Here is an 11,738-nt window from a genome sequence, read left to right as displayed (position 1 = left end):
TCTCCCTCAGGCAGTTTGTACGACGTTGCCTGCAGCTGTCTCACGACGGCCGGCACGAATTGTCTGGTAACAGTTATAAGCCATAAGCAGCATACCAACGACAATGAACACACCACCAATAAAGCGGCCTGTCCAGAACGGATACGATGCTTGAACACTCTCTACGAAACTATAAGTTAGTGTTCCATCAGAGTTTGTCGCACGCCACATAAGACCTTGCATAACACCTGAAATCCACATTGAAACAATGTAGAAAACTACGCCGATAGTGTGTAACCAGAAATGAACGTTAACCAGCTTAATGCTGTGAATTTCTTTCTGATTAAACAAGCGAGGTACCAGGTAGTACATAGAGCCGATGGTAATCATCGCAACCCAGCCTAGAGCACCTGAATGCACGTGACCAACGGTCCAGTCGGTGTAGTGAGAAAGGGCGTTTACTGATTTGATTGCCATCATCGGACCTTCGAAAGTCGACATACCATAGAATGACAGAGATACAATCAGGAAGCGCAGAATTGGGTCGGTACGCAGTTTATGCCAGGCTCCCGATAAGGTCATGATGCCGTTGATCATGCCGCCCCACGAAGGAACGAACAGAATGACTGACATCACCATACCCACTGACTGAGTCCAGTCTGGTAAAGCGGTGTAGTGCAAGTGGTGCGGTCCGGCCCAAATGTATAAGGAAATAAGTGCCCAGAAATGAACAACCGACAAACGGTACGAGTAAACGGGGCGTTCTGCCTGCTTTGGCACAAAGTAATACATCATGCCCAGGAAGCCGGCTGTCAAAAGGAAACCTACAGCGTTATGTCCGTACCACCATTGAACCATGGCATCTACAGCACCTGAGTAGATTGAATATGACTTAGTAAACGACACTGGTATCGCGAAGCTGTTCACAATATGCAGCATGGCGATAACAACAATAAAGCCACCGTAGAACCAGTTCGCCACATAAATGTGCGATGTCTTACGAATAGCCAATGTCCCAAAGAAAACAATGAGATAAGCAACCCAAACGACAGCAATCAGGATATCGATTGGCCATTCAAGTTCAGCGTACTCTTTCGTACTGGTTAAACCCAGAGGCAGAGTGATAACCGCGGCTACGATAACGGCTTGCCAACCCCAGAAGGTGAAAGCAGCCAACTTGTCTGAGAACAAGCTCACTTTACAGGTCTTTTGAACCACATAGTAAGAGGTAGCAAAAAGTGCACTGGTACCAAACGCAAAAATAACCGCGTTAGTGTGTAGTGGGCGAAGACGGGAGTAGGTTAACCAAGGTGTATTGAAGTTTAGCTCTGGCCAGACTAGCTGAGCAGCTATCAATACGCCCAACGCCATACCGACGATACCCCAAATAATGGTCATGACAGTAAACTGCCGAACGACCTTCATATTATATTCGATCGGTTGTTGTGGAATTGTTTGACTCATCTTTTAAATCCGCAGTGATTAAGATCAGGAAAAAGGTGACTTTTACCAGACACGATCCATGTAAAAGTACGTGCATTTTACGTCTTGTGACTCAAAAGGTACAGGGCAGATTACTATTGTCCCTAGTCTTTTTAAGGTTATTTTGTTTTAAACCGGCTCACAAGTTGACTCAGATCAATGCTGTTTTTACTGAGATCCCGGCTTACTTCAGATACCCGCGTATTTGCGTCCTGGTTAGCATGGGAAAGGTCAGAAATGCCCGTGATGTTTTCATTCAAATCTTTAGTGACCCGACTTTGTTCATCGGTGGCTGATGCAATTTGTATGTTCATACTGGAAATATTGGCGACCGCTTCCTGAATTTGGCTGATTGCTCGTTCGGCTTTCAACGCCTCTTCGTTGGTCGATGCTGAGCGGTGCTCCACATCATTGATAATTTGACTGACCTCTTTAATTGCTCCCTGAATGCTTTCCACAATAGAGGAGATTTCATCGGTTGAATGTTGGGTTCGGGTTGCTAAAGTTCTGACTTCATCAGCAACTACAGCAAACCCACGTCCTGCATCACCGGCCCGGGCGGCCTCAATGGCTGCATTTAATGCAAGTAAGTTCGTTTGTTCAGCAATTGCAACAATAACACCGAGTATATTACCAATCTTATCTGAACCGTCCTGTAATAACCGGGCCTTCTCACCGGCTTTACCCAATTCAGAGGTCAGTGCCTCAATATTATTGACCGATTCACGAACAATAATTGCTGAACGACCAGCTTCTTCATCGGCAGTATTCGCTGAATCGGCGGCCTGACGGGCATGGTCGGCAACTTCCGAAGCCGATGAAGATAATTCAGTGATTGCTGTAGCGATAGAGCTTGTTTGAGAACTTAATTCATCACTCTGTCGACTGCTCGTAGCCGATAAGTCAGTGAGTTGACTAGCAGCCTCGCTTTCATGTTTAGCACTTTCCTGAACGCTTTGTACGAGTTGCTGTATTTTGTGTACAAAAGTATTGAAAGAGGTCGCTAATTTAGCGAGTTCATCAGAGCCAGAATCATCAAGCCGCCGGGTTAAATCACCTTCACCTTCAGCAATATCAAACATGGCGTTATTAATCGTTTTCAAGGGACGAGTAATACTGCGTATGATCAAAACAAACAAAAGAAGGAGAGGCACAGCAAGAAACAGAGCCAACCCAGCTAGTTTAAAAAACTCCTGCCACAACATGCTGGTAATATTATCGGTGTACTGACCTGTCCCCATAATAAGGTTCCAGGGTTCAAATACTCTTATTCTGCTAATTTTAGGAACCAGGTTGTTGGCATAACTGCCTTTTTGCCATATGTATTCCACGGTAGCGCGGTCAGCTGAACGTGCTTTCTGGACCATTTCCTGAAACAGTCGAGTGCCTTCCGGATCTTCGTAGCTGGTTACATCTTTGCCGACTAATTGTTTAGAGAAAGGGTGTTGTACTAAAACGCCGTCACGACTTAGCGTAAATATGTACTCCACGCCTTCGTAGCGAATGTTATCAAGGCGAGCATAAGCTTCCGTTCTGGCTTCAGATTCGCTGAGGTTACCATCCTGATATTCCTGATGATAATGACTGACTATGGTATGAGCTGTATCAAGTACGGCATTGAGTTTACGTTTTTCTTCTTCAACCAGCAGGTTATTCAAAATGAACATCATAAACGCGACCATTAGTGCAGTACCTAAAGCGGCAATCCCCAGTAGTGAAACCAGTCTCTGCGTAATACTTAACTGCTGTATGATCTTCATTGATGATCCTTAGTCAACCGACGGAAAGCTTACTTAATAGACTATCGGCAGTTTACAAAATATTTACAGTAAAAAAGTAGCGCAAAGATCAATATTTTGTCTAAGAATTCACCCCTCGTTTTTTTAGTACCAGTGCAGATAGTGCAGGTAAAGTGAAAATAGTAACAAGCGCAGCACCTATGAGACCAAACATCACAATAGCCCCAACTCCGCGGTAAAGCTCTGTACCAGCGCCTGGAATAAAGACCAGGGGAGCAATACCACACAGTGTTGTTAAAGTGGTAATAGTAATAGGTCTGACCCGCGACAATAGGCCTTCCTGAACGGCTCTCTTGATAGGGTAGTTTTCTTTATCACGTAGGTAGATTGCACGCTCTACAACCAAAATAGGGTTGTTGATTACCGTTCCCATAAGAATAAGAAAGCCCAGCATAGTGATCATATCGAACGGTTGATTTAGCGGTTGTAACCCAAAGATTGGCAATAGCTGACCAACACCATTCATCAGAGCCAAGCCGGCAATACCTGCACTGATCCCCATGGGAATAGTCGCCATAATAAGCAGGGGGTAACCCCAGTGGGCGAAAATAGCCACCATCAGCAGATAAATAATAGCTATTGAGATAACGTAGTTTTCACTTAATGCTGCCTGCGTTTCTGCCAGTTGATCGGCAGCTCCCGATAACTGAGTGGAGATGTCTGCTGCTATAACGCCTTGCTCTCTTAAGTGCTGCAGCACTTGGGTTCGCACCATTTCAACACCGGACTCAAGAGCCACCGATTCTGGAGGTATAATATTCAAGGTTACGGTACGTCTACTGTCTACCCGGCGAACCGTACTGGTATCAACTATTTGGCGCACTTCGCTAATGGCGTTGAGTGATACCGGGCGGCCATTTACGTTAAGAACGGGTAAGTCATCCAGCATTTCCGGGGTTACTTCGGTACCTTTTTCGCTATAAAGATACATATCAATTTTATCGTCGCCCTGGAAATACTCACCGACAAAGGCACCGTCTGTCAGCGCAGAAACCGCATAACCAAAACTGTCTGCATCTAAACCTAACTCACTCATACGCTCCCAGTCGGGTCGTATTTCTAATAGGGGTTGTGCCAGCGTAAGTGAATTAGGCGTTGACTGTATTCTTGGGTTATCAAAAACCTCCTGCGACCGGTTATATATTGCACGCGCCGCAGCATAAACTTCATTAAGCTCCCGACCACCAACATCCACATTAATGCTGCGGGTGCCACCGTCATTACTGCTAATAATTGATCCTTTAGCGGCAAAAGCCCGCATACCCGGGTAACGCTCGTAAACCTCTGTTATCACACCCATTAATTCGTCAATTCGGTTTTTATCACGAGTCTCAGCAATAATACGAATGTTTGAGGGTGCCACACTAAGGCTCATTGTCTGAAGCGCAGGAATGGTAACGCCTGAGCGTGTTACTTCTGTCTCTTCTGTCATTAAAGCCGGATCAAAAATGGCTCTAATTTCGTCACCAATAGATGACATGGTTTTTAAGTTGTAGCCCGGCGGTGCACTCATTGTGGCGAAGGTTTTTGCTTCTTCACCCTCTGGCAGATATTCCGCTGGCGGCGTTAGAAACCACCAAATACCTACGACCGCAACAAAAGTAACGCCCACAGTGGTTAACTTGGAGTTCTTTGAAGCCAGTATCTTTTGACTCGCAGAATCAATACGGTTAGTTAATTTGTCGGTGACTTTTGTTTTGGCTTCAGCAGGGAAGTAGGCCGCTAACAAAGGTACTAAAGTTACGGCGACAAACATCGAGGCAATAATCGATGCAGAAATGGCAATTGCAATATCAGAATAGAGCTGCCCGGCTTCCTGAACGATAAAGAGTATAGGAAGAAAAACCATCACTGTCGTGAGTGTTGACGTGAGTACCGCAGTCCAGACTCGTTTTACTCCTTCAATAGCCGCTTCTTTAGGATTTAACCCTTTACGTCGCTCCAGCTCGATACTTTCCAGCACAACAATCGTGTTATCCAGTGTCATACCAATGGCAAAGGCAATACCGGCTAAAGAAATAACATTAATGGTTCTGTCGAGTAACAGCAGCCCTAAAAAGCCGGCCAGAGTACAAATGGGGATGCCAATCACGGCAATAAGCGTTGCGCGCCCGGAGCGCATCAATCCGTACATGACTAAGGTTGCAAATAGGGCGCCCAGTAATAGGTTAAAGAGCACATTTTGGACGGAACTTTCCACATAGCGAACATCGTCCGAGTTTAATGTAATTTCCATTCCGGCAGGGCGAAGTAACTCTTCATTGATGCGTTCGACTTCGTCCATCATGGCATACTTGATATCAATGACATTAGAACCAAGTTCACGTTGAACCTGCAAGCTAAGTACCTGCTGGCCTTTGAACCAGGACTCGCTGTTAAGCTCAAAGTGATTAAAATCGATGTCAGCCACGTCTTTAAGTCTAACCAGGCTGTCACCGGTTCTACGGATAATTGTGTTTTCAATTTCTTCAAGTGACTCGAACCGACCAACGGTTCGTAGCAAAAAACGGCGTTTACCTTGCTCCAGTTCACCTGCCGAGGTGTCGCGGTTACGACTGCTAATTGCAGAGCGAACCTCATTAACCGACACGTTGTATTGAATGAGGGCGTCTTTGTCCATCAGAATACGAACTTGTCGCTGAGCACCTCCGCTAACGTTTACCTGAGATACTCCGGCAACCGATGACATTCGCGGTCGTACATTATCCTCAATGTAATCTCGCATCATAACCATATCGATATTTTTCGGGTTACCCTCAACAGGAGCGACGCGAAAGTACATGAAAGCATTACTTGAAAAAGATGCAGAGAAAATTCTAGGCTCATCGACATTCTCTGGGTAATCCGGCACCTGACTTAACGCATTGTTAACCAGGATTAATGTTTCAGTAACATCAACACCAAAAGGAAAGTCCAGTTCTATACTCGCTTCGCCATTACTTGCACTGCTTTCCATGCGCTGTAAGTTAGGTACCGTACGAAGAAACTCTTCCTGCTCGATGAGTATTTCTTTCTCTATGTCCTGAGGCGTAGCACCGGGCCATTGTGTCTGAACAGAAATGGTTCGAACTTCTAAATCCGGTATCATTTGTACGGGAATACGGAGTGCCGCAGTAATGCCCAGCAGGCAAAGGATCAAGATAGAGACTATAGTTACGTGCTTATGCTTAATAACCGCTTCAATCATAATCCGCAGACTCCGTCAGCTCCAAAGCCTGCCCATCGGTCAGGGCCTCATTCCCCCGGACTATCACGCGCTCACCATTATCCAGGCCGTTTTCTATTTCCACATAGCCGTTAAACCTCAGGCCAAGTTCCACCGGTCTTTCAATTGCCTGCCAATTATCATTCTCTTTTTTTGCGACCCAAACCGATGTACGGCCATCACTGTAACGCACTATAGCGTCTTGCGGCACGGCGGTTTGTCTGCGTTTTGTATCAATTTCAAAGGTTGCAGTTAAAGGTATGCCTGAAATCCAATTGTCCGGATAGTCGCCCGTAATGCGAATCCGAAAAGAGCGATCATTTCCGTCCACATAGGGCACAACTCTTTTAATACTAGCGCTAATAGAAGTCTCTTTGTGACTGAGTTTCACCAATGTGTCAGAGTCAATAGAAGGGTAGTAAGACTGCGACAGAAAAACATCGGCGTAGCGGTCTTTGTCGGCAACTAACTGAAAAACATTCTGATCGACACCCAGCCATTCACCAAGGTCAGCGCTTCGGTTTGTGATAACACCATCATAAGGCGCTTTAAGTTCATGATATTCTTGGTTTACTTCGGTTTCTTTCAACAAAGCTCTGCTTTCAGCCAGTTGTGACTCTGCCACCTGAACCCTGGTACGCGAACGTCGTAAGTCACTTGCTGGTACAAAGTCCGTTTCAGCAAGTGTGTCTAATTCATTCAGTTGTTGTTTTTCATCTTCCAGAGTCGCCTGAGCACTTTGTACCTGCGCTTGCAAAGACTCTATCCGGGAGTTTATCTGACGCACATCTAACGTGGCCAAAACATCTCCCTTACTGACCGAGTCGCCGGTATCCTTTTGAAGCTCTAATAGTTTCCCTTCAACCGCAAAACCAAGCTGCGAGTTATTCATGGCTGAAAGGGTGGTTGGTACTTTAACTGTGTTTACTATCGATTTTTTATTCGCCTCGATATACTCAACGGGTGTTTGAGCCTGCGTTGTACTAGCGACCAATAACGACGTTACTATTAAGGATTGTTTTAACCACGATGTCATCATTCGCACTCAGCCGGTTATTTAAATTGAATATTTTATAAGCTACGCAAAAGTTCAAAGATTCGATTACTATTGTAGACCAGAGCTTTAATTTAAGGTGCCTGCTATGAGTCTTACCGATCCAAAAACATTTGAGTGTCCTTATTGCATGACAATTAACGATATTGAAGTGGACTGGTTAAATGATATTGGGCAACAGCAGATTGTCGATTGCCAGGTCTGCTGTCAGCCAATAGAAATAGAAGTAATACAATTAGGCGATGAGATACAAATAAAAGCGCACCGCGATGACGAATAGGGTGGGCTTTATGAAGTTATATAGCAGCGATTTCTTTAGAGGCTTGCTCGAACCCTTGTTGACGGGGTTCATCGCCCATATTCATTCCTTCTGCACGAACTACAGTAACGTCAGTAATTCCGATAAAAGAAAGTGCCTGCTTTAAATAACTTTCCTGATGATCCAATGCCTGCATATCACCCTCAGAATAAATGCCCCCACGGCCTGAAGCGATATAAACTTTCTTGTCCTTAACTAAGCCCTGTGGACCTTGTTCCGTATATTTGAAAGTTACTCCGGCCTGCAGCACCCGATCAATCCAGGCTTTCAACTGCGTAGGGATAGTAAAGTTGTACATGGGCGCACCAATAATAATGGTATCTGCATCAAAAAGTTCTTGTACCAACTCATTAATCAAAGGTTTATCTTCGGCTAAAAGCTCTTCAGCCGTAAGGTGATCAACCGGGTTGGCAACCAAGTCGCGGTACACAACCGTTGTTTCTTGGTTATTTTTAAGCTGAGAGAGAATGTCGCGAGTTAATTGGCGACTAACTGACTGATCAATAAAGATACCCGAATCAAAATGTAAGACTTTCATACAAACCTCATTATTCTCTTTTTTAAGATAGGCACAGTATAATTCGTTCCAAATACTTTAATAAGAAGCTAAAATGAGAACTTACGTTCCATTAACGGAACCTTGAGGTTTTTATGTCTTTTCCCGATGTCACAAATTACTATCTATTTGCCCAAGTTATCGCCTCCGGCAGTATTAGCGCTGCCTCAAGGGATTTAAGTCTGCCAAAATCAACCATAAGCCGGAAAATGACTCAATTGGAGGAGGAACAGGGCACAAGACTTTTTCACAGAAGTCGAAGCGGCCTTAAACTAACTGATGTTGGCCGTGAGTTTCTGGTGCATTGTGAACGCCTTGTCAGTGCTGCGGAGTCAGCTCAACAAGTCACTCAGCGTCTACTGGATAAGCCGCGAGGAAAAGTTGAAGTTAGCGCGCCTTATGCAATCAGTCAGAGTTTGTTAGTTCAGGTGTTACCAGAATTCATGAGTTTGTACCCGGAGGTCGAAATCCAGCTCGTGGTTACTAACCGTCCAGTGAATCTGGTTGAAGAGGGCATTGATGTTGCCTTGCGGGTTAGACCCACCATAGAAGACTCCAGCCTGATTGCCAGACCAATTAGCCAGGCACCTCAGACACTTTACATTGCGCCCGGCTTAATTCAGGACAAAGCCATTCTGAAACCCGAAGATTTACTAAAATTCGAGCATCTCAGTATGCACTACACAAACGGCCGCTATGGCTATGAACTGATTCACAGTTCGGGCCAGCAAAAGAATATCAGAATAAAACCACGGCTTATTACCGACGACATGATTGTGTTAAGAGAAGCCGCAATCAAACAATTAGGGATTGCCGCTTTACCTAATTACCTCTGTAACGAAGCGGTCAATAATGGCGACTTAGTTCCGGTATTAACCGACTGGCATTTGCCAATCGGAATTATGCATATGACGTACTCACACCGACGGGGAATTCTTCCCGCTGTACGTGTTTTTATCGACTTTCTTGCCGAAAAGCTTCCAGATCTAGCTCAGCAGCAGTTTTAAAAAGTAAGCACTTCGTAGGGCTGTTATACTGATATGATTATGATTTAACATAATATACATTATACGCAATTATGTATTTGAAGCAGATACCTTCAAATTCCGCTATTTCTTTAGAAGGTTCTTCGGTGGTTCCCCGGTTGGCGTTGCCAAGGAATAAAGTACGCACCACCAATACAAGAAATTGAACTCTGGCATTGGTTATTTCTGGCGTCGTGACAAGATGACAAAACGACAACGTTACCGCCTAAGTTGTACATTTAGCTCTTAATCTGTCTAAAGCCTGTTGTCGACTTGCAGGCTGCATTGTTCTTCTCCGTTTTTTATTACCACAGCAAAACGCTCTCAATTAGCCATTTCTGTTATCATGTCTTTATTGCTAGTTAAGGAAGAACAATTCAATGAAATTAGATAATTTCGCATTGCAGCCACAAACAAATGAATGGCTGAATGAGCTGCCGGCCGAACTTAAAGAAGATGCATTAGTTGGACAAAGACGAGCTGTTAATGCATTGAACAACGCCTTGCGCCAACAAGGCACTTATTCAAATATCTATGCGTTGTTTCCTACAGGGCTTTTGAAGCGCGATCTTCTCGACTCATATTTTAACGACAACCATTGGGAGTTTACCCAGTGGTATGACTGGATTTACCTGGCAAACCCAACAGATCCACTAAGGCCATTATGCGTGAATTTACCCTCAGGTTGCGCTGATGCCGCTATCAAAGCTATCTGGGGGTTTCTACAACGTCCACTAGACCAGCGCGACGAGGCCTACAAAGCGATAATTGAGCAGTTTGATACCCATAAGTTGCGTGATTATATGCAGCAGATTAGAGATAAAAAAGCCGAGGAAATTCAGGGTGAAAGTCTGGCTTCTGTTCTTGTAGGACATGAACACCCTGCCCCTTATTATTATTGCGACCGCGTAACCGAAGAGCGTTTGTTCGGACATATTGGGGTTCAATCCATTGAAGGCACGGTTAGCTCAGAGCTTCACCTTATTGAAGCGGGCTTACTGCACAAAGCAAATGGCGGTGTATTGGCCATTGAAGTTGCGCAATTGCTGGAAAATATCAAGCTCTGGAAACGTTTAAAGGACGTTATAGAAGGCGGTGAATTTGAATGGCCAAGACAGTCTCCTGATTCAGGTGCTGCTTTTTTCTATCGGCCTGAGTCAGTCCCTGTGAGCATAAAAATTGTTTTACTCGGCTCTCGCAACGAGTACGCGCAACTGCGCGAATACGACGAAGACTTCGACCATTTTTTCCCGTTTCTTGCGGACTTTCATGGTCATTACGCGACACAAAACGAGCCAGTAGCGCCCTACTTCAATTATTTACAGTATGTATGGCAACTGGCTGACGTATTGCCCTTGAGCACCGACGGTTATTCTGCCTTGCTGCGCGTTTGTGCCAGATATACCGATTACCAGCAAGAATTGACACTTAATACAGTCAGTCTGCTCCAGCTTCTTCGGGAAGCCAATGATTGCGCGTTGCAGAATCAACACGCAAAAATTGATAAAGCAGCGATAGATTTAGCGCTTCAGCAACAACGCGATCGCGAAGGTAACCTTGCCGAACTCAGTCGACGCAGCATTCTTGAGCAGCAGGTTCGAATTGATACGCACGGCACCGCCGTTGGCCAATTGAACGGTTTGACCGTTGTGACTATGGGCGGCAGTGAGTTCGGCGAACCTTCCCGAATTACCGCGACCATTCACTACGGTGACGGCGACATTATCGATATAGAGCGTAAATCTGATCTCTCCGGTAATATTCATACCAAAGGCGTCATGATTCTAAGTGCTTATTTGGCTAATCAGTTTGCCCGCCATGAACCTTTGTCAGTCTCAGCAACCGTTGTGTTTGAACAGTCTTACTACGAAGTTGATGGAGACAGCGCGTCACTTGGCGAGCTTTGTTGCTTAATTTCAGCCCTGGCAGAACAGCCCGTTAAACAGTCTCTTGCCATTACCGGCGCGGTTGACCAATTTGGTAATGTTCAGTCAATTGGTGCGGTCAATGAAAAAATTGAGGGTTACTATGCGCTTTGTGCACACCGGGGACTTAACGGTGAGCAAGGTGTCATTATTCCGCAGTCAAACAAACATCAACTCAACCTTAATGACGAAATCGTTGAAGCCGTAAAAAATGGGCAGTTTCACGTTTATACTGTTGAACATGTCGAGGAAGCCTTAGAGCTATTAACCGAAATACCGATTAAAACCCTTTTCCAGCACGTGCGAGACCGTACATTGGATAGTTCTGACAATGATCAACCTCGCAGCTTTTGGCGCCGTATTTTTAGCTAAGAAAGAACTTGTCGGATTTGTT

At 45.0% G+C, this 11,738-nt stretch carries 8 protein-coding genes; 3 read left to right on the top strand and 5 right to left on the bottom strand.

All coding sequences use genetic code 11. From position 1 onward, the window contains the following. Nucleotides 1–6: 6 nt before the first annotated feature. The 4 genes from ccoN to VBY75_RS02690 all read right to left on the bottom strand — a co-directional run bounded on the left by ccoN (nt 7) and on the right by VBY75_RS02690 (nt 7,504). Nucleotides 7–1,443: a cytochrome-c oxidase, cbb3-type subunit I gene (gene ccoN, locus VBY75_RS02705; RefSeq protein WP_416510914.1), complete on the bottom strand. Its 1,437-nt coding sequence runs from the start codon at nt 1,441–1,443 to the stop codon at nt 7–9. A gap of 137 nt (nt 1,444–1,580) precedes the next feature. Continuing rightward, on the bottom strand, nt 1,581–3,221 hold the full coding sequence (locus VBY75_RS02700) for a methyl-accepting chemotaxis protein (RefSeq protein ID WP_416510912.1): 1,641 nt from the start codon (nt 3,219–3,221) through the stop codon (nt 1,581–1,583). 100 nt (nt 3,222–3,321) lie between these two features. Further along, on the bottom strand, nt 3,322–6,447 hold the full coding sequence (locus VBY75_RS02695) for an efflux RND transporter permease subunit (RefSeq protein WP_416510907.1): 3,126 nt from the start codon (nt 6,445–6,447) through the stop codon (nt 3,322–3,324). Continuing rightward, nucleotides 6,440–7,504: an efflux RND transporter periplasmic adaptor subunit gene (locus VBY75_RS02690; protein ID WP_416510905.1), complete on the bottom strand. Its 1,065-nt coding sequence runs from the start codon at nt 7,502–7,504 to the stop codon at nt 6,440–6,442. Before VBY75_RS02690 ends, VBY75_RS02695 begins: the two co-directional genes overlap by 8 nt. A 103-nt stretch (nt 7,505–7,607) precedes the next feature. Between VBY75_RS02690 and VBY75_RS02685 the strand changes: the two genes are divergently transcribed. Beyond that, on the top strand, nt 7,608–7,799 hold the full coding sequence (locus VBY75_RS02685; protein WP_054487742.1) for a CPXCG motif-containing cysteine-rich protein: 192 nt from the start codon (nt 7,608–7,610) through the stop codon (nt 7,797–7,799). Nucleotides 7,800–7,815: 16 nt separating this feature from the next. Here VBY75_RS02685 and VBY75_RS02680 read toward each other — a convergent pair whose 3' ends face one another. Further along, complete coding sequence (locus VBY75_RS02680; protein ID WP_416510902.1) at nt 7,816–8,376, bottom strand: FMN-dependent NADH-azoreductase; 561 nt, start codon at nt 8,374–8,376, stop codon at nt 7,816–7,818. A gap of 113 nt (nt 8,377–8,489) precedes the next feature. Between VBY75_RS02680 and VBY75_RS02675 the strand changes: the two genes are divergently transcribed. Together VBY75_RS02675 and VBY75_RS02670 are read left to right on the top strand one after the other, a co-directional pair. Beyond that, entirely contained in the window at nt 8,490–9,401 is a 912-nt protein-coding gene (locus VBY75_RS02675) for a LysR substrate-binding domain-containing protein (RefSeq protein ID WP_054487747.1), read from the top strand. Nucleotides 9,402–9,799: 398 nt separating this feature from the next. Further along, nucleotides 9,800–11,716, top strand: a complete 1,917-nt coding sequence (locus tag VBY75_RS02670) for an AAA family ATPase (protein ID WP_416510900.1) — start codon at nt 9,800–9,802, stop codon at nt 11,714–11,716. The last annotated feature ends 22 nt before the right edge of the window (nt 11,717–11,738 follow it).

Source organism: Idiomarina sp. HB (genome assembly GCF_048059115.1).
Lineage (GTDB): Bacteria > Pseudomonadota > Gammaproteobacteria > Enterobacterales > Alteromonadaceae > Idiomarina > Idiomarina abyssalis.
Note: the sequence above shows the minus strand (reverse complement) of the source record. Positions and strands in the feature narration are given on the sequence as shown.

Coding starts and splice junctions, on each gene's coding strand:
- ccoN (WP_416510914.1), bottom strand. CDS start 1,443: ATGAGTCAAACAATTCCACAACAACCGATCGAATATAATATGAAGGTC.
- VBY75_RS02700 (WP_416510912.1), bottom strand. CDS start 3,221: ATGAAGATCATACAGCAGTTAAGTATTACGCAGAGACTGGTTTCACTA.
- VBY75_RS02695 (WP_416510907.1), bottom strand. CDS start 6,447: ATGATTGAAGCGGTTATTAAGCATAAGCACGTAACTATAGTCTCTATC.
- VBY75_RS02690 (WP_416510905.1), bottom strand. CDS start 7,504: ATGATGACATCGTGGTTAAAACAATCCTTAATAGTAACGTCGTTATTG.
- VBY75_RS02685 (WP_054487742.1), top strand. CDS start 7,608: ATGAGTCTTACCGATCCAAAAACATTTGAGTGTCCTTATTGCATGACA.
- VBY75_RS02680 (WP_416510902.1), bottom strand. CDS start 8,376: ATGAAAGTCTTACATTTTGATTCGGGTATCTTTATTGATCAGTCAGTT.
- VBY75_RS02675 (WP_054487747.1), top strand. CDS start 8,490: ATGTCTTTTCCCGATGTCACAAATTACTATCTATTTGCCCAAGTTATC.
- VBY75_RS02670 (WP_416510900.1), top strand. CDS start 9,800: ATGAAATTAGATAATTTCGCATTGCAGCCACAAACAAATGAATGGCTG.